Annotated in this window: 28 protein-coding genes and 1 tRNA gene; 27 read left to right on the top strand and 2 right to left on the bottom strand. The window is 67.6% G+C overall.

Annotation, left to right across the window (positions count from 1 at the left end; all coding sequences use genetic code 11):
* Positions 1-2 precede the first annotated feature (2 nt).
* The 26 genes from Q333_RS0114930 (at position 3) to Q333_RS0114800 (ending at position 21,389) form a co-directional block, all read left to right on the top strand.
* Positions 3-806, top strand: coding sequence for a hypothetical protein (locus Q333_RS0114930; RefSeq protein WP_051651369.1), 804 nt, complete (start codon positions 3-5; stop codon positions 804-806).
* Positions 807-809: 3 nt separating this feature from the next.
* Positions 810-1,364 carry a phage baseplate assembly protein V gene (locus tag Q333_RS17125; protein ID WP_051651368.1) on the top strand — a complete coding sequence of 185 codons (555 nt, stop codon included), beginning with the start codon at positions 810-812 and terminating at the stop codon, positions 1,362-1,364.
* Positions 1,365-1,379: 15 nt separating this feature from the next.
* Positions 1,380-1,769, top strand: a complete 390-nt coding sequence (locus Q333_RS0114920; RefSeq protein ID WP_051651367.1) for a GPW/gp25 family protein — start codon at positions 1,380-1,382, stop codon at positions 1,767-1,769.
* Positions 1,766-2,653, top strand: coding sequence for a baseplate J/gp47 family protein (locus Q333_RS0114915; RefSeq protein ID WP_029418045.1), 888 nt, complete (start codon positions 1,766-1,768; stop codon positions 2,651-2,653). Before Q333_RS0114920 ends, Q333_RS0114915 begins: the two co-directional genes overlap by 4 nt.
* Positions 2,646-3,860: a phage tail protein I gene (locus Q333_RS17120; protein ID WP_051651366.1), complete on the top strand. Its 1,215-nt coding sequence runs from the start codon at positions 2,646-2,648 to the stop codon at positions 3,858-3,860. Before Q333_RS0114915 ends, Q333_RS17120 begins: the two co-directional genes overlap by 8 nt.
* Before the next feature lie 2 nt (positions 3,861-3,862).
* Positions 3,863-6,160: a hypothetical protein gene (locus Q333_RS0114905; protein ID WP_029418043.1), complete on the top strand. Its 2,298-nt coding sequence runs from the start codon at positions 3,863-3,865 to the stop codon at positions 6,158-6,160.
* Between the two features lie 13 nt (positions 6,161-6,173).
* Positions 6,174-6,392 (top strand): hypothetical protein, encoded by a 219-nt coding sequence (locus Q333_RS0114900; protein ID WP_029418042.1) that lies wholly within the window; start codon positions 6,174-6,176, stop codon positions 6,390-6,392.
* A 3-nt stretch (positions 6,393-6,395) separates the two neighbouring features.
* On the top strand, positions 6,396-7,730 hold the full coding sequence (locus Q333_RS0114895; protein WP_029418041.1) for a hypothetical protein: 1,335 nt from the start codon (positions 6,396-6,398) through the stop codon (positions 7,728-7,730).
* A complete protein-coding gene (locus tag Q333_RS0114890; RefSeq protein WP_029418040.1) occupies positions 7,730-8,377 on the top strand; it encodes a hypothetical protein in 648 nt (215 codons plus the stop codon). Before Q333_RS0114895 ends, Q333_RS0114890 begins: the two co-directional genes overlap by 1 nt.
* A gap of 27 nt (positions 8,378-8,404) precedes the next feature.
* On the top strand, positions 8,405-8,935 hold the full coding sequence (locus tag Q333_RS0114885; protein WP_029418039.1) for a hypothetical protein: 531 nt from the start codon (positions 8,405-8,407) through the stop codon (positions 8,933-8,935).
* Positions 8,936-9,058: 123 nt separating this feature from the next.
* Positions 9,059-10,309 carry a phage tail sheath protein gene (locus Q333_RS0114880; protein WP_029418038.1) on the top strand — a complete coding sequence of 417 codons (1,251 nt, stop codon included), beginning with the start codon at positions 9,059-9,061 and terminating at the stop codon, positions 10,307-10,309.
* A 54-nt stretch (positions 10,310-10,363) separates the two neighbouring features.
* Positions 10,364-10,900, top strand: coding sequence for a phage major tail tube protein (locus Q333_RS0114875; protein ID WP_029418037.1), 537 nt, complete (start codon positions 10,364-10,366; stop codon positions 10,898-10,900).
* Between the two features lie 4 nt (positions 10,901-10,904).
* A complete protein-coding gene (locus Q333_RS0114870) occupies positions 10,905-11,228 on the top strand; it encodes a phage tail assembly protein (protein ID WP_029418036.1) in 324 nt (107 codons plus the stop codon).
* A gap of 113 nt (positions 11,229-11,341) precedes the next feature.
* Positions 11,342-13,654 (top strand): phage tail tape measure protein, encoded by a 2,313-nt coding sequence (locus tag Q333_RS0114860; protein WP_051651365.1) that lies wholly within the window; start codon positions 11,342-11,344, stop codon positions 13,652-13,654.
* Positions 13,654-14,076, top strand: a complete 423-nt coding sequence (locus tag Q333_RS0114855; RefSeq protein ID WP_051651364.1) for a phage tail protein — start codon at positions 13,654-13,656, stop codon at positions 14,074-14,076. Before Q333_RS0114860 ends, Q333_RS0114855 begins: the two co-directional genes overlap by 1 nt.
* On the top strand, positions 14,073-14,300 hold the full coding sequence (locus Q333_RS0114850; protein ID WP_029418033.1) for a tail protein X: 228 nt from the start codon (positions 14,073-14,075) through the stop codon (positions 14,298-14,300). Before Q333_RS0114855 ends, Q333_RS0114850 begins: the two co-directional genes overlap by 4 nt.
* A 4-nt stretch (positions 14,301-14,304) precedes the next feature.
* Entirely contained in the window at positions 14,305-15,378 is a 1,074-nt protein-coding gene (locus Q333_RS0114845; protein WP_051651363.1) for a phage late control D family protein, read from the top strand.
* 17 nt (positions 15,379-15,395) lie between these two features.
* Positions 15,396-15,950, top strand: coding sequence for a DUF1353 domain-containing protein (locus Q333_RS17115; protein ID WP_051651362.1), 555 nt, complete (start codon positions 15,396-15,398; stop codon positions 15,948-15,950).
* A 54-nt stretch (positions 15,951-16,004) separates the two neighbouring features.
* On the top strand, positions 16,005-16,685 hold the full coding sequence (locus Q333_RS0114835; RefSeq protein ID WP_029418030.1) for a hypothetical protein: 681 nt from the start codon (positions 16,005-16,007) through the stop codon (positions 16,683-16,685).
* Positions 16,686-16,831: 146 nt separating this feature from the next.
* Positions 16,832-17,944: a hypothetical protein gene (locus Q333_RS17695; protein WP_157072480.1), complete on the top strand. Its 1,113-nt coding sequence runs from the start codon at positions 16,832-16,834 to the stop codon at positions 17,942-17,944.
* A gap of 167 nt (positions 17,945-18,111) precedes the next feature.
* On the top strand, positions 18,112-18,936 hold the full coding sequence (locus Q333_RS0114825) for a tyrosine-type recombinase/integrase (RefSeq protein ID WP_029418028.1): 825 nt from the start codon (positions 18,112-18,114) through the stop codon (positions 18,934-18,936).
* Between the two features lie 95 nt (positions 18,937-19,031).
* Entirely contained in the window at positions 19,032-19,388 is a 357-nt protein-coding gene (locus Q333_RS16705) for a hypothetical protein (protein ID WP_035294549.1), read from the top strand.
* Positions 19,385-19,720 carry a hypothetical protein gene (locus tag Q333_RS0114815; protein ID WP_029418027.1) on the top strand — a complete coding sequence of 112 codons (336 nt, stop codon included), beginning with the start codon at positions 19,385-19,387 and terminating at the stop codon, positions 19,718-19,720. The genes Q333_RS16705 and Q333_RS0114815 overlap by 4 nt, the downstream gene beginning before the upstream one ends.
* Before the next feature lie 51 nt (positions 19,721-19,771).
* On the top strand, positions 19,772-20,332 hold the full coding sequence (locus Q333_RS0114810) for a glycoside hydrolase family 108 protein (protein WP_029418026.1): 561 nt from the start codon (positions 19,772-19,774) through the stop codon (positions 20,330-20,332).
* Positions 20,329-20,889 (top strand): hypothetical protein, encoded by a 561-nt coding sequence (locus tag Q333_RS0114805; RefSeq protein ID WP_029418025.1) that lies wholly within the window; start codon positions 20,329-20,331, stop codon positions 20,887-20,889. Before Q333_RS0114810 ends, Q333_RS0114805 begins: the two co-directional genes overlap by 4 nt.
* Positions 20,890-21,146: 257 nt before the next feature.
* Positions 21,147-21,389 carry a hypothetical protein gene (locus Q333_RS0114800; RefSeq protein ID WP_029418024.1) on the top strand — a complete coding sequence of 81 codons (243 nt, stop codon included), beginning with the start codon at positions 21,147-21,149 and terminating at the stop codon, positions 21,387-21,389.
* 143 nt (positions 21,390-21,532) lie between these two features.
* Here Q333_RS0114800 and Q333_RS0114795 read toward each other — a convergent pair whose 3' ends face one another.
* Together Q333_RS0114795 and Q333_RS0114790 are read right to left on the bottom strand one after the other, a co-directional pair.
* A complete protein-coding gene (locus Q333_RS0114795; RefSeq protein WP_029418023.1) occupies positions 21,533-22,000 on the bottom strand; it encodes a hypothetical protein in 468 nt (155 codons plus the stop codon).
* A gap of 4 nt (positions 22,001-22,004) precedes the next feature.
* Entirely contained in the window at positions 22,005-22,250 is a 246-nt protein-coding gene (locus Q333_RS0114790; RefSeq protein WP_029418022.1) for a hypothetical protein, read from the bottom strand.
* Positions 22,251-22,405: 155 nt separating this feature from the next.
* On the opposite strand from Q333_RS0114790, the gene Q333_RS0114785 reads away from it, so the two are divergent.
* A tRNA-Leu gene (locus Q333_RS0114785) sits at positions 22,406-22,490 on the top strand.
* Positions 22,491-22,553: the final 63 nt, after the last annotated feature.

Below are 22,553 nucleotides of genomic sequence, written 5' to 3'. Positions count from 1 at the left end.
CGATGGCGATCGCGGCCCTGTTCCTGCGCCTGGCGACGGTCCTGTCCCTCAAGGGGCAAACGATGGCCGGCGACCGGGTTTCAGATTCCGCGATCTTGCCGGTCGATCAGAGGATCGCCGATCAGCGCCGCCCGGCCCTAGTCGTCTATACCGACGACTTCGCGGCCGATCAGGTCGAGGGTCGCGATCTTCTGACGGGGCAACGCGCGCTGCAGATCTCGATCGAGATCGTGGTCGCTGATCAGGTCGAGCGCACGGTCGAGGGCGAGGGCGGTCCGCAGACGGAGATCTCCGTCAGCATCCCCGAAACGGATCAGGGCCTAGAGCTGCAGCTCGACTTGCTGGAGCGACAGGTTCTGCGCGTTCTGCAGGCCGACGGCTCGCCTTGGCCGGAACTCTGGCGATCCATGATCGGCCGGGTCCGCAAGGTCGAATGTCAAAGGGGCGCAGGGTTCAAGGAAGGCGTCCGGTTCGCTGCGCGCCAGCTCCTCCTGACGGTCCAGCCCCTGCCCGAGCCGGGCTTCGGCCGGGCCGCCGAGGGGATCTGGCGGCGCGTTCTCGACGCCCTGCAGGGCGAGCCCGATCTGCAGGATCTAGTTCCGCTCCTGGAGGCCGAGATCTCGGGCGAAGCGTTGCCGGACTGGCGGGTCGCGCAGGGGCTTCTGGGCCTGACGCGCGAGGGCGTCGAGGGGATCGGCCTCGCGCCTCCGTTCGACGCGGCCTTGTCCGAGGACGCGCCTCTGCTTTCGAGGATCACCATCGCCGGGGACGACGCCGATCGCGTCATCGATCCGCCTGAGGAGTAGCTCATGCGCGAGCTTGCGGAACTGTCGCGCCGCCTGGCCGACGTCGAGCGTCGTCTCTCCAATACGATGCGCGAGGGAACGGTCGAAGCGGTCGACGCCAGTCGCAAGCGGGTCCGTCTGCGGCTTGGCGGATCCGACGGCGAACCCTTCCTTTCGCCCTGGATCCCGTACTCGCAGACCGCCGGGGCGCTCAAGTTTCACAGTCCGCCCAGCGAGGGCCAGCAAATGACGCTGCTCGCGCCTGCGGGGGACATTCGTCGGGGCCAGGCGATCCCGTTCACCTGGTCGAACGCCGAACCCTCGCCGAGCGACGACGTCGATCGCCACGTCCTGACCTTCGGAGATCTTCGGATCGAGATCACCGCCGAGGGCCTCGACGTGCGGTTCGGGTCCAGCGAGATCCAGATCCGCAGCGATCAGATCCTGCTCAAGGGATCGGAGATCGTGACTGACGGGAAGACCCGCCTCGACCGTGGCGAGCGCGGCGTCGTGTTCAAGGGCTCCAGCGACAGCGGGGGCGACCTGAACAGCACCGGGTCCGACCGCGTGTTCGTCTAAACTCAGGAGGCCCTCATGGCCGGTATCGACGCCAGAACGGGCCGCCCGCTCGGCGGCTGGTCGCACGTCGTCCAGTCCGTCGGAATCCTCCTGACGACCCGGCTGGGCGAGCGCCAGATGCGCGGTTACGTCGGCGCGGTCACGGCCGCCCTTCTCGGCCGCCTTGTGAACCGGGCCAACCTTCTGCGCCTGCTCCAGTCGATCGCCGTCGCGATCGAGCTGTTCGAGCCGCGCTTCAAAGTTTCCCGCGTCGTCCCCGTCCGGCTGGAGCGTAGCGGGCGCGTCGAGATCTGGATCGAGGGCGAGTATCGCCCGCGCGGTCATCTAGGCGACCCCCGGCCCGAGGGGACGCGCCGCATCACGCTCGCGACAGGCGAGCAGGGGGAGGGGATCCGAACGTCATGAGCCGCTTCCTCGCCGAAACCCTGGACGTCTCGCGACTGCCGTCGTTCGAGCTGGTCGCGGCCGATTACGAACAGATCCTGTCCGAACGGCTGGCCAGCCTGCGACTGCGCCTGGCCGACGCGGGCCTCGACTATGACGTCGGCGGCCTTGAGACGGATCCTCTGGCCATCCTTGAACAGGAGGACGCGTATCGCGAGCTTCTGGAACGTCAGGCCATCAATGACGCCGGGCGCAGCCTGACGCTGGCCTATGCCCGGGGCGCGATCCTCGACCAGCTGGCCGCGACCCTGTTCCCTACGGTCGGCGTTCGCCGGATCGAGGGCGAGGCCGACGATCGATTCCGCAAGCGGATCTCGCTGGCGGCCGAGGCGGCCAGCCCCGGCACCCTCGGCGGCTATGAGTACCAGGCGCTCAGCGCGCATCCCGGCGTTCGCGACGCGCTGGCGCTGAACCACGCTTCCGGCCTTGTCCCTCCCGGCGAAGTCCGGATCCAGATCGTTTGCGAGCGGGATCAGGTCGAGGCCGACGTCCTTGCTGCGGTGCGCGCGGCCGTGTTCGACCGGGACACCGCAGCCGCCAGCGACGTCCTTTCCGTTTCCCTGGCGACGCCCGTTGTTTACGACGTCGCGGCGACTATCGAGATCGCGAGAGGCCCGGATCCTGCTCTGGTCCTGGCCGAGATCCGCAAGCGTCTGGACGCATACGCCGACGACCGCCGCCGTTGCGGCCGGGTCGTCGCGCAGAGCGGCCTGGACGCCGCGCTTCACGCCTCGGCCGTCGAGCGTGTCGTTCGCACCGTACCCGCCGCCGACGTCGATCCCGGCGCCGCGGGCGTCGCGGTTCTGGGCGTCGTGAACCTGACACTGGAGACGCCTCTTGTCTGATCAGGTTTCGCTGCAACCGCAGAACGCGACGCCGCTCATGCGGGCGGTATCGCTGACGAACGCAGGGCGTCGCCCGATAGCGCCGGCGGACCTGTCGACGCTCTGGGCTCCACTGACGGCCCCTGCAGCCGTCCTGCCCTATCTGGCGGCGGCCCATGGCGTCTCCGTCTGGCGATCCGACTGGGCGGACGCGAAAAAGCGCCAGGTCATCACGGCTTCGATCCAGCTCAAGCGACAACGCGGAACCGTCCCCTGTTTCGAGGGGCACCTGTCGTTCCTCGACGCCGAGCTGGTCCAGATCATTGCGCCGCCTCAGCGAGCCGTCACGCGTGACGCGATGACGGTCGAGGAGCGCCAGCGATGGCTGGAGCAGTTCCCGGAGCTGCGCGTCTATCACTATCGGAACCGGAACCGTCAGCTCGGCGTCGCGACGCCCGGACGCTGGCTGTCAGAACGCTGGACGGTTCGGTCGAGCGAGGGCCCGATCTATGCGGGCGCTCGGGCGGTTATCGTTGATCGGGGACTCGAGTCCTCGGCGGCCGTTCAGGTCGTCAGCGGCGCGAGCGAGTTTGCGCAGTCCGTAAGGATCGCGCTTCCCTCGCCTGGTCGCCGCTGCGTTCTCGGGATCGCCTCGGCGCGCTTCCTGGTCCCGCTGGCTTCCCAAGCTGCGGATCGCCTGTACGCCTTCCGGCCGGGGGCTGCGGGTCCGGATACGCTGCGGCCAGGCCTGCAGCCGATCGACGTCCGGCCAGAGCGTGTCGCATCGCCTCAGCCCGGCCTGATAGCCCTCCCCGTCGGCCAGGCGCTCGCCGGGCCCTTCCGCTTCGTCCGAGCCTCGCGCGCGCGGGAGGCCGTTTACGACAGCATCCGACTGTTCGAGCCGAGCCGCGTCCAGCGGGGCAAGGTCCGCAGGCGGGCGGGCCTTACCGCAGGCTTCTCACGCCTCGGACAGCCCGCGTTCCACCTGGAACTGGCCGTCGACCTGTCGCAGCGCCGCCGCAAGGCCCGCCGCTTCCCGCATCTGCCCGGCTTCATCGAAGCCTTCGATCCGCAGCGGACTGAGGAGGCCATGGCCGCCATCCGCTCCGCGAAGCTCGGCCGCGACAAGGTCGAGGTTCGCACCGCCCTTCACCGCCGCATTACCGCCGGCGACGGCGTCCCGCTCGACGGGACCTTCCGCGTCGGCCAGATCATCAGGAGCCTTTGAACATGGAACAGCGGCCTATTTTTCGCGACCGCCAGGAAGTCACACCGGACGACCTGAACAACATCAGCCGCTTTGGCCAGGAGTCCGACGACCATATCGCCATGGATGCGATCGAGCCGGGTCGGCGCTTCGTCGGCTTCGCCGTGACGCAATCGACGGCGACGTCGGTCAAGGTCGCGGCCGGTCGCCTCTGGTTCGACGGGAAGCGCTTTTTCCGGGACGAACCCGGCGGTGTCCCGCTGGATCTAAATGGCCTGCGTCCGAACCTGCAGCGCAAGATCGTCGCGGTCGTCGCCTGGCCCGAGGAGATCGAGACGGACGTCGAGCAGCGCCAGTTCCTGACGGACGCCGAGACGCTGACCTATGAGCCCCAGCCGGTCGCCATGGAACGTCGTCGCCAGGCTCGCCTGGAGGCGGTCGGCGGGGCCGAGGCGGTTTCGCCGCAAGCGCCGGTGATCGACGCCTCGGCGGTGATCGTCGCCCTGGTTGAAATGGATCCGGCGGGGATCGTCTCGATCTCGCGCAACGTGTCGCGCGAGCTGCGGCCGCTTTCCCAGGTCGCCGACCAGGTCGAGGATCTGGTCGCCTCTGATCAGGAGATCCGTCCGCAGGTGTCGACCCTGAAGTCGGACCTTGCCCGCATCGCGTCGCAGCTGTCCGATGGCGGCGACAAGGAACTGCTCCTGTCGACGACGGCGGACGTCGCCCTGCTCAAGGCGCGCCTCGACGTCCCCTCGACGTACGTCGGATATCGCGGGACGCAGTTTCTGGATCCGGCGACGTCCGTCGACGCAGCCTTCGCGGGCTATGCGGCCCGGGTCGACGAAGGCCTGCGGTTCCCGTTCGCGGCCCAGCATGAGGGCGAACTCGCCCTGCTCAATCCGAACGCGCCGGGCGTGGTGAAGTCGGCCGGTGGCCTGCTTATGCCGGCCTATACGGAGATCGAGCGCAGGATCACGAAAGGCCAGAGCGGGATCCTCTCCCTGGCCGAGTACTCCAACCTGGAAAACCGCGCTCTGGTCCGCCTGAGCATGAGCCGCGACCGGATCCGCTACGGCGCGGACTTCGAAGTTTCGACCGGCTCGGCCTGGTGGGCTCAGGGCGCGTACGGCGACCGCCTGAATGCGGGGGTCCGAAACACCTTCTCCCGCGCGGGCGAAGTGTTCCAGGTGTTCGATACGGGCCGCGTCGACTCCGAAGGTCACAAGATTTTGCGGCTGTCCAAGCTCTGGATCGACAGCACGTCTGCGCCGTACTGGTCGCGCCTCCCGACTGAGGAGAACCTGCTCGGATACGCGCACGTCGAAACCTTCCTGAACTCTCAGGATGCCTGGATCACGGCGCTGGGCCCGCATATCACGGCCAAGCCCGCCGCCGGGACGTTGACGATCGGGATCTGCGAAACGGATCGAGGTCAGCCGGACCTGAGCCGGGTCCTCGCCATGGTCACGCTCAATGCGAACCAGGTTCTCACGATCGGAGAACAGACGGCGCAGTTTCCGGCCAAGTTCCCGATCGAGCCGACCTTCCTAGAAGGCGGCAAGCGGTACGGGTACTTCCTTGTGACGCAGCACGCGTTCCAGATCGGCGTGGCGGACGCCCAGGGCGCCGCGACGCAGGGCGCGACCGGGACCTACTTCTACGGGATGAACGGCGGGACCTGGTTCGCCGAGCCTTCCGTTCACCTGATCTGGCGAGACTGGCGGGCCGCCTTCCCCAAGGCGACCGTCGACGTCGATTTCGCGCCTCTCCAGCTGGCCGGCGGGATCCAGGGGATCGACATCCTCTCGGATGCCATCGTCCCCGGTTCGACCGACCTGGTCTGGAGCGTCCAGATCGGCGGCTTCTGGCGCAAGCTGGGCGAGACGGATCCCGGCCTCCTGGCCGCCCTGAACGCCCTGCTCCCGCTGCGGGCGACCTTCGTCGGTACGCCCGACGTCGCGCCCGCGCTGCGGCTTACCGGATCCCGGGTCCGCGTGTCCCGCATGGCGAAGATCCTCAAGGGCGTGACGCCCTCTAAGGCGCTTCCCGCCAATGCGAACACGATCACCCAGATCTGGCGTCTGCGCGGGTTCGACCCGGCTCACCATACGTTCACGCCGACTGTCCGACGGGCGGACGGGGTGATCGAAACGGCGGACACCGTGACGACCGTCGCCCAGAGCGACGGCGTCGTCGAGAAACGCGCAACCTTCAACCTGGCGGCCGCGACGAACGCGTACCGCTCGATCCTCGACGGAACGACTGACAGCGAGTTTTCGAACTGGTCTGTCGCCGAGCTGGTCGAGATCGCTCAGTAAGGACCAGCCAACGATGGCCAGAAAACCTGCAGCCGCGCCTTCCGGGGCGCGGTTCGATCCTGCGCGCCGCTACAGCGTCCAGCTGTCGCGGTCCGTCGAATATCCGGCCGGTTCAGGCCGGTTCCTGTCGCCCGGCGCAGACGCCCTCGAACTGCGGGGCGACGTCGCGGCCCAGCTGGAGGACGCGATCGCGTCGGCCGAGCTGGTCGCCGAGCCTCCGAAAGGGGACTGATCCATGACGACCCGGTTCGAGGAGATCTATCGGATCAAGCCCGACGACTCCCTGACGGACGATCTCCTGAACCGCCGGTTCAAGGATCTCGACGACAGGCTGTCCAAGGCCGAGATCGCCCGAATGAGCGAGGACCAGGGGTTTTCCTTGGTTCTCGACCGGGTCCTCGGCCGATCAGAGGAGGTGATCGCATCGCTACGGGATCGCCTCCTGCAGATCACTCAACTGCAGTGGCTGACGGCGCGTTCGACGACGGCTCGGACCCTCGCCCTTGAGGCGCAGTTCGCGCTTGAGATTATCGAGGAGGAACGGGATCTCTTTGCTCCCGGCCCTTACGCCGTCCTAACCTGGACGGGCGGCGGGCCCGAGGATTACGCGGTCGTCCGGACGCTCGGCTATGATCGCCTTATCGGACAGTGGGACGTGCGCGTCGAGGCGTTCACCGGCGCCCCAGGCCCTTGGGCCTCATGGCAGATTGCGGCGATCGCTGGATCGACGCTTTCCCAGAGAGCGCTGCTGAGTGAAGGGCGGGCGGTCCGCGGCGAGACGGTCGCCGCGCGAAACACTGCGCTTGAGCATCGCGACGCCTCGATCGCCGCCGCTGGCGTGTCAGTCGCCGCCCGTGACGTATCAACCGCCGCCGCAGGCGTGGCCACTGAGAAGCGTAACGAAGCGGGCGTCTTCCGGGATGCAGCCGAGGCGTTCAGGAACGCGGCCGCCGCTATTCAGCAAGCCGTGGCGGATGCGTCCGCTCCGATCCTGGCTGGCTTGGCCGGAAAACAAAACCAGAGCGCCAACGGCGACGCCTTGGCCGGACTGGGCCTGGCGGCGAACAAACTGCCCTACGCGACAGGCGCGGGAGCGTTGGCGCTTACGGACCTGTCCGCGGTCGCGCGAACCTTGCTGGGCCAGGCGTCTCAAGCCCTCATGCGTACCGTAGGCCTCAACATCTATACGGCCACACCCGCGCAGATCCGTCAGGGTGCTGACGACACGGCTTTCGTCGTGGCGAAGGCTCTCAAGGATGCTCAGGCGTTTGTCGATCTGGGGAACGTGTCAGGCGCGGTGACGCTGGATCTCTCCACCGGCATTAACTTCAAGATGCGAGCAATCGGAAACATCGTTATCGCCGCTCCGATCGGCGCATATGATGGGTACGTCGGGATCATCAAGATCAGCCAGGACGCGACGGGCGGGCGAACGGTTGCTGTTAACTCAGCGATCAAGAAGACGTCGGCGATCACGCTCTCGACCGCCGCCAACGCGGTCGATCAGCTGACGCTTTGGTACGACGGCGCCATCCCTAACGTTTCGCCGCTCATGAAGGGCTTCGTTTGATGCGCGGATCTGCCCTTGTCGGCGCGGCCGCCGGCGGCCCGAAAGGACAGGCCTTCTGGAGAAACCAGGGCAGTCAGTCCTTCGTGGTGCCGGAGCTAGTAACCGCAATCTCTGTCGTTCTGATCGGCGGAGGCGGCGCGAACTACAACATCGACGATGGGGAAGGTAACACTATCGTCGCATACGGCGGCGGCGGTGGCCTGGTCTATGTGAACGGCCTGCCAGTCACGCCCGGCGAGACCCTAACTGTCATCACGGATTCTTGGGCGGGCTCCGGCGGTTCTGCCAGGCTGCTCAGGGGCGCAACCTCTCTCCTGACTGCGGGCGGCGGAAGCCGGGGGGACGGCTCTGTCAGCGTTGCGGCCTATTTTGGCTCGGCTGGCGGCTCAGGCTCGGCGGATGCTTCTGTCGTTGGCGCGGTCCTGAGGACTGGCGGGCACGGATACGATTTGGGACCCGGTGCTGGCGCGGCGAAGTACTCGGGCCCGCCAGGCTATACGCCGACATCCCTTAACGGTGCGGCCGACACCATTGCGCGTCTCTGCGGCCAGCAGGGGTCCGGCGCGGGTGACTCCGTTGCCGGTGCGCGCATCATCTGGGGCCCGGGGCGAGAGTTCCCAGCGATCGAAACCGCCGACGTCGCTTAATCAGCTTCAAACAAAGGGGCGGCCAAAATGGCATTCGCTACCATCCTCGACGGCGTTCCCGTCGAGCTTACACCCGGCGTCGACTATCGGGACGGCGACGACAATGATCATTCCTGGTCCAGCCTCAGCATTATGGCGGCTGAGGATCGGGCTGCGATCGGCGTTTACACTATTGTCGAGCCCGAGGTTCCGCCTGGCCAGATGATCGCGTCCTCGACCCTTGCGGTTGAGGGCGACGAGGTCGTCAGGGTCGCGGCCTTCGTTGATCTGCCGCGTCAGCCTCTGCGCGTGACTAAGGCGGATTTCCAGCGGCGTCTGACGCCAGCTGAGCGCTACGCGGTCAATGCGCTGCGGCGCGAACTGAACGCGCTCACGGCCGCCGACTATCAGGATCCAGCGAACGCGCTGCTCCTGGCTGCCGAGGATGTTTTGCAGGCGTTCGATCTGCCGGCGGAGTTCATCGAGTTGAACCACCCCGATACGTTCGCAGGCCTCTCCCTGTTCGCGTACCTCGGCGTGCTTACCCAGGCCCGCGTGATCGAAATCATCACGCCCTGACGATCCTGGCGGCCAAGGTCGAACCAGATCGCCTAGCCGCCTCCCCATGCGAACCCGGTTCGCATTCCGACCATCCCGCGCCGCCTTTCGGGGCGGCTTTTTCATGCCCCAGGAGAAACCACCATGGCCGACCCCACTTTCGGCTTTTCCATCAATCAGGAGGCGACGGAGCCGCGTAGCGTCGCTGGCGCGAATATGTCCGTCGTCGGCCTGGTCGGCACCGCCCCGGCGGCCGACCAGGCCAAGTATCCGGTCGACACGCCGGTTCTGATCTATTCGAACGACGCCCAGGCGCTGACGGATCTCGGCGCGACCGGAACCCTGGTCGACGCCGTGACGGCGATCAATGATCAGCTCGGCGAGTTCCAGACGGCCGCGCAGATCGTGATCGTGCGCGTCGCCGAGGGCGCCGGGGCCGACCAGGCCGCCAAGGACACCGCGACGATCGCGAACATCACCGCAGCCAATCGCGGTATCCATGCCCTCAAGGCCGCCGCGACCGCCCATGGCGTGACGCCCCGCCTGGTCGCTGTCCCGGGCTATACGCATCAACGCGTCGGCGCGGCCGCGAACGCCGTCTGCGCGGCGCTGGGCGCTGTCCTGGACAGCCTGCTCGCCGTCGCCGTCGTCGAGGGCCCGAACGACACAGACGCGAACGACAAGGCCTGGCGGGCGACGATCGCGCACAAGCGCCTGATCCCGATCACCGGCGGCTGGAAAGTCATGGTCGGCAACGTCGCGACGGCCGTTCCGCTCGCGCCGAGGATCCTCGGCCTTGCCGTCAAGGTCGATCATGAAAACGGCGGCCGCCCCTTCCGGAGCTGGGCGAACCGCCCGATCCTGGGCGGCGTCGGACCGGCGCGGGCGATCGCGTTCAGCCTGACGGACGGCGCGATCAGCGGACAAGATCTCCTGGCGAACCAGATCGGAATCGTGGTCCGCGGCGAAGGTGGCGTCGACGGCGCGATCGCCGACGGCGGCTTCGTCTTCGTCGGAACCGACAACGCGGGTCCGGACGAACTCTGGCGTCAGTACCATCAGGTGCGCGGCCGCGATTACGTTCACCTGTTTTTCCTGCGGACGCTGCGGTTCTACCTCGGCCGCTTCAACCTGACGGGCAACGTCCTGCGGACGATCCTGGACACGGTGAAGTATGAGCTGCGCGACCGGGAAGCCGACGGCGATATCCTCGGATCCAAGGTCGAGTTCCGCGCGGACCAGAACCAGCCCGATCAGCTGCGGCTGGGGCGGATCGTGATCCGGACCGCGTTCGAGGAAGCCCCGGTCCTGCGTCATATGACGATCCAGTCGGCCCGCTACCGCGACGCCCTGGACGACCTGCTCGAAAGCCTCTCGGGCCAGGCCTCGGCCTGAGCCCGGGCCGCTCCCTCGCCTTCCTAATCACCCCCTCAAGAGGAGCGCAGGCCGATGGCCGCATCTACCTTCTATCTCATGGAAGCCGTGAACCTGTTCGCGGGCGACCATGACCCGTCGAACTCGAAGCATCTGACCCTGGAGGAGTTCAAGCTCCCCGATCTCCAGGAGATGTATCAGGAGCATATGGCCGGCGGCGCGGCCGTTCAGGTCGAGTTCGCCGTCGGAATCCAGAAGCTGGAGCCGACGTTCAAGCTCAAGGGCTTCGATCCCGAGCTGCTGACGCAGTTCGGTCTGGGCGCGAAACGGCTGACCCGCTTCACCGGGTATGGCGTGATGCGCGATCAGCGCACCGGCCAGGCGATCCAGTCGATCGCCTCGATCGAGGGACGCCTCGGCAAGGTCGCGCCCGACGCGTACAAGCGCGGCGAGCTGAACGGCGACGAGTACTCGATCAGCCAGGTCATGCACTATGAGCTGAGCTTCGGCGGGCGCGAGCTGATCTATTGGGATTTCTTCACCAATACGCTCCGCATGAACGGCGTCGACCAGCAAGCGGAAACGAACCGCATGCTGGGGATCCAGGGCTAAGCCGATGGCCCAGGTCACGCTCAAAAAGACGATCCACCACGACGGCAAGGCTTGGACCGTCGTCGACTTCGACCCCTCGCTCGGCGCCCTGGAGACGTTCCAGGAGGCGGTGATGGCCGGGGGTAACGAGATCAAGGCCATGATCGAACTGATCGCCGCCGATGGCGACACGCCGATCGAAGTCGTCCGCAAGATGCGCCAGTCGGATCTGGAGGCGGCCATGGCCGAGGTCAAACAGCTCGACCCTTTGCCCTCCTCGACGGGCTCCTCGCCGGTTCCGACTGGCGAGGGTGGCGAGCCCTCGCTGCCGATACGGCACACGTCCTGAACATGGGCGACCTGGACCAGCTGCTTCGGCTTCGCTGGTCCAGGCTGCGCCTCTGGCATTCCGAGGCGCTGCGCATCGCCCGGGCCAGGGGCTGGACGAAATAGGAGATCCGAATGTCCCGCCGCACGTCGCAGCTGATCCTGTCCCTGATCGATCGCGTGACGGCTCCCGCCCGCCGGGCGGCGCAGTCGGTCCGGGGGATCACTCAGGCGATCTCCGAAGCCAATGGCCAGCGCCTGCGCGCGATGGCCGACGCGAACCGTCAGAACATCGGACGGCTGCGCGCCGACCTGGTCGACACGGCCGCGACGGCCGTCGCCCTCGGCTTCGCCCTCTCGCGTCCCTATGCGGCGGCGCGAGAGTTCGAATCCGTCCTTGAGGATATCGGCCAGAAGGCCAACCTGAGCCGGCGGGCGCAGCTCCAGCTCGGATCCTCGATCCGGGCGCTTGGGCCGCAGGTGAACCGTTCGGCGCAGGAGATCGCCGCCGGCGTCGACGTCCTGGCCGGCTTCGGCCTGGATCCGAACCAGGCGGTCACGATGATGCGGCCGATCGGCCGGGCGGCGACGGCCTATCGGGCCCAGATCGAAGATCTCGCCCGGGCCAGCTTCGCTGCCGTCGATAACCTGGACGTCCCGTTCAATCAGACGTCGCGGGCGCTCAGCGTCATGGCGATCGCGGGCAAGGAAGGCGCGTTCGAGCTGCGCGACATGGCGCAGTACTTCCCCAGCCTGACGGCTGCGGCTGCGGCGCTGGGCCAGACGGGGACGCCCGCCGTCGCCGATCTGGCCGCCGCCCTGCAGATCGCTCGAAAGGGCGCGGGCGACAGCGCCGAGGCTGCGACGAACCTGTCGAACGTGCTGCAGAAGATCAACGCGCCGGCGACGCGGCGGAAGTTCGCGGCGATGGGAGTCGACCTGGAGGCCTCGCTGCGCCAGGCCGCCGAGCGCGGGCTCACGCCGATCGAGGCGATCGCCGAGATCACGAACCGGACGCTCCGGGGCGATCTGTCGAAGATCGGCGACCTGTTCGAGGACGCGCAGGTTCAGAAGGGGCTGCGTCCGCTAATCCAGAACCTGGAAGAGTATCGCCGGATCCGGGCGGCTGCGGCTAACGGCGGCGACGTCGTCGACCAGGACTTCGCCCGGCGCATGCAGACGTCGGCCGCTGCGGCGGACGCGTTCAAGGCGAAGATCCAGAACCTGGCGATCAGCTTCGGAACGGCTCTGCTTCCCGGGATTAACAGTGTCCTCGGCGTCATCGGTCCCTTCGCCGACGGCGTCGCGGCCATGGCCGAGCGCTTCCCTGGCTTGACACGCTTTGTCGTCGGCTCTGTCGCGGCCCTGATCGCCCTTCGGCTCGCGACGCTCGCTTTCCGGTTCGGCAAGGCGCAGATGTTGGCCGGCCTTGCGGATCTCGGCCTCGGGCTGATCGGATTCCGGGGCCAGCTGAATCGAACGCGCGGCGGGATGGTCGGCATGGGTTCGGCCGTCGTCGAGCTGGCCCTGGGGCTGCGCCGCCAGCTGGTCGGCGCATACATGGCGGCAACGCTGCAGGCGACGATCTTCTCGCGCAGCATGCGGGCGGGTGGCGTTCGCGGCATGGCGACCGGGCTGCTTACGATGCTCAACCCCCTGCGCATGGTCCGGGGCGCCCTGGCGCTTACCAAGCTCGCTTTCCGGGGGCTTCTGATCGGAAGCGGGATCGGGATCCTGGTCCTGGCTGCGGCCTGGATCATCGAAAACTGGTCCAAGGTGAAAGCCTTCTTCGCCGGGTTCGCGAGCGGTTTCATGGCCGCGATCGCGCCCGTTCGTCCGGCTCTGCAGCCCCTGATCGACGGGATCTCCTCCGTCGTCGGATGGGTTCGCAGGCTCCTCGGCGACAGCGGGGGGTCCGAGGGAAGCTGGCGCGGCTGGGGCGAGTCGGCCGGACGGGCGATCGGCGGCGTTGTCGTCTGGATCGCCCGCCTGATCGGCGGGATCGCGACCGTGATCCAGAAGGCCGGGGAAATGTGGGCCCGCCTGCGCAACGGCGGACAGGCTCCGAACCTTCCGACGCCACGCGCCGGCGGGACCCGCCCGCCTGGGCCCGGACGTCCGCCCGCCCCTGGCGCAGCTCCCCGTCTTGCGGGCGCTCGCGCCCGGGGCGGTCACGTCCGCCAGGGCGCCGAGTATCTGGTCGGCGAGGAAGGTCCCGAGATCTTCAAGGCTGGGCGATCGGGGACGGTTTATCCGAACGACCAGCTGCAGCGCGCCGGGAGCGGTCGCGGCGGGGAGCGGCGATACACCTTCGCCCCGCAGATCGGGCCCTTTCACGTCACCGGCGCGGATGCCCAGACCGTGTTTCGCGACGTCATGGCCCAGCTTCGCGCCGAGTTCCGTCAGTTCATGGGCGGGATTCACGCGGATAACGGGGAGTTCGCCTAATGCTCTACGCCCTCGGCTCGATCGTTTTCGAAGTGTCCCCCCTGAACGTCGACGAAGTCGAACGGACCGGGGGGGCCGACTTCGCCGAAAAGCCGATCCTCGGGCGGCGGCCCGGATTCGAGTTCATGGGCGAAAGCGCCCGCGAGCTGACGTTCCGGGGCAAGCTGTTTCCGGAGGCGCTCGGCGGCGAGAAAGAATGGCAAGAGCTGGAGCAGCTCAAGAGCGCAGGGGCCGCCCAGCATCTGATACGCGGCGATGGCCAGGCCATGGGCTGGTATCTGATCTTCGGGCTTCGGGAATCCGGACGGAGCCTGAACGCCCAGGGCGTCGCCCGGGTGATCGAGTTCGAGATCCAGCTCAAGGAAGGGGATCCCCCGCCCGAGGGCGAGTATCAGGGCGCGCAGCTGGGGCTGATCCAATGACGACGGACTCGATCACCGTTTCGGCGGATCAGCTAACACTGGCCGACCTGGTCTGGCGCAAGTATCGCCGCCCGATCCCCGGCCTGGTCGAACAGGTTCTCGCCCTGAACCCCGGCCTCGCCCAGCTCGGGCCTTATATTCCCCTCGGGACGGTTGTCGTCCTCCCCGTCCTGCAGGAGGCCGCCCAGCCGGCCGAGCGGGAGATCATCCAGCTCTGGGATTAACGCCATGGCGCGAGACGCATCGGCGGCGGCGGCCCTTTTGGCCCGCTTCCGCGTCGACGTGAACGGGCGGGACATATCGCCCGCCCTTGCGCCCGTCCTGCAGTCCCTGCGCGTCAGGGATGCGGCGGGCCAGTCGTCAGACACGGCCGAGATCGAACTCGACGACCGGGCGGGCTCGATCGTTCTCCCCAGGCCCCGGGCGAGGATCGAGATCCGCCTATCGGACGCTCGCGGCCTCAGCCTGGCCTTCGTCGGGACGGTCGACGAAACCCGTTCACGGGGGGATCGCAGTGGGGGCCGAATCCTGACAGTTTCAGCTAAGGGCGCAGACGTCTTAGGACGGGCCAAGCAGATCCAGGAACGTCATTTCGACGACGTGACGATCGAGCAGGCGCTGCGCCAGGCGGGCCAATCGGCCGGGATCTCGGACGTCAGGGTCGATCCCGAACTTTCCCAGATCCAGCGCCCGTATCTCGCCATGGAAGGCGAGAGTTTCCTCGCTTTCGGCCAGCGCCTCGGCCGCGAAGTCGGCGGGACGTTCAAGGTCATCGGGGATCGGGCGCTCCTGATCCGCAGAAACGCGGGGACGGCCGTTTCTGGACGTCAGCTCGACGTCACCATCGCAGAGTACGGCCGAAACCTTCTGAGCTGGGATATCGCGCCGTTCATCGGGCGGCCGCGTCATACCCGGGCTCGATCCCGCCATTACGATCCCGACTCCGCGACGGTTCGCGAGCAGACCGCGCCGATCGCCGAGGACACCGCAGACGCTGACCTGGTCGTCCGCTATCCGGCGGCCGACGAAGGCGCGTCACGCGACCAGGCCAACGCATCGGCGGCCGAGGCCGAACGATCGTCGGGCGCAGGGACAGTCTCGATCGACGCGGACGTCAGCGCCAAGCCCGAGGGGATTTGCCGCGTCATCGGCGCTCGCCCCGGGATCGACGGGGATTACCGTATCGACGCCGTCGAACATTCGATCGATCGATCGGGCGGGCTGACGACGTCGATCGAACTCGGCCAGCCGCAGGGATCCGCCGGCCGCGATGAACGACAGGGGTCCTCGCCGACAACCTGAACAGTCGGGGGGCTATCATGAGTTCGTTCACTCGCGACCTGATCGTCCGGGTCGCGTACCGCACCGAACACGGCCGGCGCTGCGTCGACGTCGTCGAGCCCTTCGCTTACGAAGTCGGCTTCGAAGGCTCCGGCGACCTGGTCGAGATCGAGCCGGGCTGCGGTTCCGACTACGGAAGCACGCCCCGGCTGACCTGGCTGATCGACCCGCCGTTCGGCCTCTGCGCGAAGTCGGACGTCGTTCATGACGAACTGTATCGGACCGGCGCCCGGCCAAGGCTGGAGGCCGATCGGATCTGGCTTGAGGCGATGGGCGTCGAGGCGGCCAAGCTCAAGGCCGAGGGCCAGACGTACGCCCCGATGTGGTGGCGGCTTCTGCGCTTCGCCTTCGTCCGCCTTTTCGGCGGACGCAGCTTCGGCCCGCGTCATCCCGCGAACCGTCCGCCCCGCCGGCGCATCGTCTCCAGCGTCGCGCTGGCCTGGACGCTCGGCGTCCTGGTCGCGGCGACATGCTGGTCCTCGATCGGCTGGGCGCTGATCGAGTGTGCGTTCGCCCTTCTGCTTTCCTTTTGAGGGCTGCGAACCCGGTTCGCATCGCCTCGCACAAATCCAACATCGGAGATCAAGATGACGGCCAAGGTTCGCCTTGAGTGGCTGGCGATGGCCAGCGTCGATTCCGCGCGTGGCCAGGTCGAGGAAGCGATCGCCCGGTCGTACGGATCCCAGACCCTCGACGTCGGCGCGGTTTCACTCGAAAGCGAGGCCGCTCCGGGCTTCGCGGGCGAACGGGGCCTGGCGCGCGTGATCGTCTTGTCCGGCGCGGTCTATGTGACCGGATGGGGCGATGCGACGGCGGACGGCGAGGACGTCCTCGCGTTTCCGGGCTCGCCGCAGACGATCGCGGTCACGCCCGGACAGCGACTGGCGTTCATCGAAGCCCCGGCGATCGCCGCCCCGGTCGGTAACGCCCCGCTGGTCGAGATCACCGTCGCGTTCGCAGCGGGGGACAGCATATCCGCCGAGATCGATATCGGGTCCGCCAAGGTCGTCGGGATCACCGTTCCGAACGGCTGGACGACCGCCGACCTGGCCGTCTCCGTCGCCAACGGGGCCGCCTTCTCGCCGGCGTTCGATCAGCTCGGCGTCGAGCAGCTGGTCAAGGTCGGCGCGCTGACGGCGGCGCGGCGCGTGGCGATCGACGCGGCCGACTTCCTGCATCTCAGCCGCTTCAAACTGCGCAGCGTCCTGAACGGCGCCGCGGTCCCTCAGGTCGCCGCCCGGACGTTGACGGTGATCATTCAGCCCTAGGGGTTTCGTCATGCTCGCCGGACCGCTCTCTCGCCGCCTGGCCGCCCTCTCCCCATCGAAGGGTGTGCCCGGAAATGCGTGGCGCTTTCCCAACTCCACTCCTGTCCGCCGCGCCCAAGGCGGCTATTGGCTGAAGGCTTCCTGACATGACAATTGCAGACGGCATCCTCGACAAATCGGCCCTCAGGGATTTGGGCTCCCTCGTAAACGAGGCGAGCACGACCGACCTTCTGTTCGCGGGCAAAAACGCAGGAAACACCACTACGACCGGCGTGGCCAACACGGGTATCGGCGTCAACGCTTTGGCAGCGGTCGGATCAGCAACGCATAACGTGGCGCTGGGATGGAACGCAGCTCCGAACCACCTCACCGGCACCGGTAACGTTTGGATTGGGTCGGAGGCGGGCCGCCTCTCCACCGCGTGCATCGACGTGGTTCATATCGGCTGGGAAGCAGGGGAACTTCAGACCGCCGGAGTCGGTGATGTTGGTGTGGGTCGTCGCGCCCTCGGAAAAGCCGGTTATGCGGCGAACAATACGTGTGTTGGTGACTCGTCAGGTTGGAGCCTGGCCCCGGTTCCGGTTGATGCCGGTAACTTGGCCCTCGGCTTCACGACCGGCTATGACAACGTCATCATGGGCTATGTGGCCGCCGAACTGCTGGCCCAGGGCAGAGAGAATGTGCTGATCGGAGGCGGGGTCGCCAAGAGCACTACGTCTCGCGCCTTCAGCGTCATCATCGGTTCTCAAGCGGCCCTGATCAACACTGGCGCAGGTGGCGACGGCGTCACTGCGGTGGGCCATCGCGTCGTTTACAACATTACGACCGCCGCCGATGTGACTGCCTTCGGCAAAGACGCTCTATTCAGCACCACGACCGGTATCAGGAACACCGCCGTAGGTCTGTCCGCTGGTCAAAGCAACACGACCGGCCAGTTCAACTCCTACTTTGGCTGGGGCACGGGCGGCGTTGCCACGGGCACCAATCAGACGGCGCTCGGCTACCAAGCGACCTGCACGCTCGACAATCAGGTCGTCATCGGCAACGTGAACGTCACCCAGACCGTTCTGCGCGGTGTCCAGAAGGGAACGGTCTACACCGTTGCCACGCTCCCGAGTGCCTCTGGAACAGGCGCGGGCGCTGGAGCGCGGGCCTTCGTCTCTGATGCCAATGCGACGACCTTCGCCTCCATCGTCGCGGGCGGGGGCTCGAATGGCGTTCCTGTCTACAGCGATGGAACCAACTGGAGGATCGGCTGACCCCCACGCCCCTCTCAAAAATGTGGGGGGGGCAAACCTCGATCCATTGGACGCCCGGAGGCTGTATCTCTGAACGCTTAGATGGTTAATCTCAGCCCTCGGGCGAGATGCATCCCCTGTCGGATGTAGGGCATTGGCCCCTCCCGCGTCGGATGATCCTTGGGCGGATGACCGCTCCCTTCACCTTCGCCCAGGCCGCCGCAAGCTACGTTGAGCATGGCGGCGAGGCCCGGTTCATCTCGCGGCTGATCGCCATCTTCGGCGCATCGGACGTGGCGACCGTGACGCCTATGGCGGTGCATCGGGCGGCCTTTGATCTGTATCCGGAAGCATCCAATGCGACGCGCAATCGTCAGGTGATAACCCCGGCCCGGGCCGTCCTTTACCACGCGCACGATCTCGGATGGCGAACGCCTGTCCGGATACGCCTTCTGAGGGCCCCGCCGACCCGCAGGGCTCTCCCGGCGAACCGCCGGTGGATGGAACGCTTTCTGGAGCGCTGCGACGCTGACGGTCTGTTTCATCTCGCGGGCTGCGTCCTGTTCATGAACATGACCGCTGCGCGCGTATCGGAGGCCGTCGCCTTGGAGGGCCAGTCCGTCGACCTGGTTCGGCGGACTGCAGTCCTGGTCCGGACGAAAACCGACGTCGACAGTCTCCGCTGGCTTCCGGATCCCCTGATCGAGCGGATCCGCGCGCTCGATCCGCGGCCGGGCGAACGGGTGTTTCGCTACACAAGCCGATACTCCGTCAATGAGCGGATCAAGGCGGTCTGTGCCCGGGCGGGGTTGCCGTACAAGTCCAGCCATGTCGTCGGGCGTCACGCCTTTGCGACGAATGCTCTGAATGCGGGCGTCAATGTCCGCGTCGCCATGGAAGCGGGCGGCTGGCGCTCGCCGGCCCTCTTCCTCGGAACCTACGTCCACACCGTCGACGCCGGTCGCATGGTCATGGATCGCCTGAACGCCATCGCCTTCTCAGACCAGCTCTGATCCGCGTCGCCGGGCCCTCCCGCGGCGGTCGAAGTCAAGTCGCCCGTCAGAGGCGACGACAACCCTGTTGCATCATCGAATCCATAGGAGGCCGCATGGCCGACGCTCCGCTTACCGAACCCGCCATCGCTGGCGTCCTGGCGAAAGTCATAGCATTCGCCCCCGGGTTCGCCGGGGCGGTGCTGTCGCTCGCCTTCGTCGAGACGCTGACGATCCGGGGGCGCATGGTCGCCGTTCTGGTCGGCCTGCTTTCGGCGATCTTCCTCGCGCCGGCGATCTGCTCGCTCCTCGACCTGTTCTGGCCAGGCGACCTTCCCGGGACGGTGGCCAAGGCGATCCTGTTCCTGACGGGCCTCTGCGCCATGGGATGCCTGCCGAAGCTCCTGGCTTGGCTGCAGAAACTGGCCGGCGATCCGCTGAGCCTGCTCAAGGTCAAGGTCGGTCCGGCATGAGCGCGCTGTTCCTGATCCCCTGCGGAGCCCTGGCGAGCGCCATCGTCGCGATCGTCGTCCTGGTCGCGCTGCTCGATTGGGCGTCCGCGCCCCGGGGCGAACGCATCGCCCTCTGCGCCATCGCGTCAGGCCTGGTCATGGCCGCCCCTTCGCGCCTGAGCGCCGGCGGCGTCGGCCTGGGCGACCTTGTGTTCCTCGCTGGCGTCCTCGGCTTGGTCGTCCTGACGTACGGCCGCCGGATCGAGCAGCGGGCCCGCTCGATCGATTCACCCTTCCTCGGCGGCGATCGCGGGCCCGAGATCGTCACGACGGCCCACCGCCCGCGCCGATAGCGGCGCGCCCGACGGCCGCGTCGCCTCAGACCCCAAATCCGGAGAACGACCATGCTCAGCGAACGGGCGCGGTTTCAGCGCGCCTTGCCTTTCCTGCTTCGTCATGAGGGCGGCTTCGTCAATCACCCCCGCGACCCCGGGGGCGCGACGAACCTCGGGATCACCCTCGGAACGGCCAAGGCCTGGCGTCTGGATCTGGACGGCGACGGCGACGTCGACGTCGCGGATCTGCGGCTACTGACGCCGACCACGGCCGCCCCCGTCTATTATGACGGGTACTGGCTCAAGGCGGCCTGTGACCGCCTTCCGCCCGGCGTCGATTACATGATCTTCGACCTGGCGGTGAACTCGGGGACGAAGCGGGCGATCCGCTATCTGCAGCGCGCCGCCGGCGTCGCCGAGGACGGGATCGTCGGCCCGAAAACGATCGCCGCCGCCCTGGCTCTGCGCCCCGAACGCCTGGTCGATCGCCTGAGCGAGATCCGCGAGGAGTTTTATCGCTCGCTGTCGACCTTCGACACGTTCGGCAAGGGCTGGCTTCGCCGCCTGGCCGAGGTCGAACACCTGGCCACGGTCTGGGCGACCGTCCCGAATGTGGAGCTTGCCGCATGACCCGTCTCGCCTTGAAAGTCCTGGGCGGCCTCGCGGTCCTCCTCCTCCTGGTCGTCATCGTCGGCGAGATGCAGCGCGCGTTCGCGCGTTCGGAGCGCTTGGCCGACTGTCAGTCCATCGCCGGTGGCGAACTCGGCCGACAGAAGGGCGAGCGCTGTCCGGCTCCCGTCGTCGACCAGCTCAAGGCGGCCGCCGAGGCGCAGGCCTGCGTTTCTCGGATCGGTCGCCTCGACGCGGATCCGCAGCGCTGGGCGGCGCCGGTCGGCTGCGACGCGCGGATCCATGAGCTGACGGCCGCGCAGAACGTGGCGATCGATGCGGTCGCAGATCGCGATCGGGAGATCGCGCAGCTCAGATCCGGCCAATCGGCCGCCATCGCCCGGGCCCAGGCCCGCGGCGCTTCTCAAGCCCGGAGTTACGCCAATGCTCAAAGCGCAATCGACGCTGCGCCTCGGGATCCTTCTGGCCTTGTCGTCTGCGACGCTGACTGCATGCGCCAGCTCGCCGGCGGCCGACCCGCCGTCGGTTCCGCAGCCGGTCCTCGCGACCCGCGTTGAAACGCGGACGGCCTGTCCGCCCGAGCTGCTCGCGCCGGTTCCGGAGGCGATCTCGCTTCCGGCCGGGGCGACCCTGCAGGGCAGTCCAGAAGGCCTGAACTACGTCGCGCGCCGTTTCGCCCGCGAGGATCTCCTCGACGCGGTGATCGCGGACGCGCGGCTGTCGTGCCCCGCGTCCCCGCCGCCGCCAGATCCGAGGCCGCCGGATGACTGACAAATAACCCTCGGCCCGGGTCCAGACGCTCGCCTCGCTGGCGATGCGGGATCCGAAGGCCCTGACACTCGCCGAGATCCAGACGCTGGGCGCGAGCCTGGTCGCCCAGAGCGACGGCTCGCCCGGGCCCAGCGAAGGTTTCTTTGATCTCGCGACCATCGCCGACACCTGGTCGGAACTCGCCGATCGCCCGATCCTGGGCGAAGGGGGGAGTTCCTATGTCCGGATCTATGTCGGCGTTCCCGAGCTGCGCGCCGTGATCGGGGCGCTCCGCTCGACTGACTGATCCCGATCGGATTCCCCCTCCTGAGCCTAGCCCCCGGGCCTCTCCGCAGATGCGGGGCGGCCCGGGGGCCTTTTCGCGTTTCTGGGCCCGATTCCGGGGCAAGAGACGGACCGTGCGCCGCGCATGCGAACCGGGTTCGCATTTCACGCGACCGGACCATCGTTCGACGGTTTGGCACGGGTCCCGGTAACAACGCGGTCGGCCTCGGACGGAAGATCGCGCAGCACGTCCCGAAACTCGCCCAGGCTTGATCCGGCCTCCTGCAGCCAGGCGTCAAGGCGGCGGGCCCAGATCATCTGCGCGGGGTCCAGGGTGCTACGCCGGAAGCCCTCGGCCATGGGATCACTCGCGACATAGGCGACAAGGCGCTTCCCTTGGCATTCGCCGCAGCGAAGGGAACGAACGAACTGGCCGACTGAGGCCGCCAGTCGGCTGCGGAACTCTGTCGCGAGGCGTCTCCCCGAAAGCCTGGCCTCGCGGCCGCAGCTCAGACAGCGGACGTCCAGCGCGTTTCCGCGGTGCGGAAGATCGATCAGCGGACCGGCGCCCCCGCCCTGACCCGAAACCATGGGGAAGCGATCGTCGCCCAGATGCGCGAACGGATCGCGCATCGCCTCAGCTCCTCGGATCGTCGAGGAGGGCGAGATCCAGCCCTCCTGATCGGGGCGCGGCTCGCCGGCGCTGCAGCCGCGAGGCTTCCCGCTCGATCGCGCCCGGGTGAAGCGCCTCGATCTCGCGCAAGATCTCGCCGATCAGGGGGCGGCCGTCGGGGCCGTGTTCCAGATTGGTCGCGAGGAGAACCAGGCGCGCCCGTCGCGCAGCTGGCGATCGGCTGGATCGGCCGGGTTCGTTGTCGTTCATCCCTCGGCTCCAAACGGGCGGTCGACCCGCGCACCCGTACGCCCGGGATAGGTTCGCGCGCAAGAGAATGTTCCGCTATTGTTCCGCTCGGCGGGAGGGGCCGCCCGACAGGCGACTTGCGCCGGGCGCCCCTTCGTCTATGACGATCGCCGCGCGCCCCTTTGGCGAAATTGGTAGACGCAGGGGACTCAAAATCCCCCGCCGCAAGGCGTCCCGGTTCGAGTCCGGGAGGGGGCACCATCGCGCTATTCCCGGGCTTTCCGGTATGCTTCCGACGACTCCGCAAACGCTCTGAGCGCCGCG

Source organism: Brevundimonas bacteroides DSM 4726 (assembly GCF_000701445.1).
GTDB lineage: Bacteria > Pseudomonadota > Alphaproteobacteria > Caulobacterales > Caulobacteraceae > Brevundimonas > Brevundimonas bacteroides.
The sequence above is the reverse complement of the archived record's forward strand: the minus strand, read 5'-3'. Positions and strand labels throughout refer to the sequence as shown.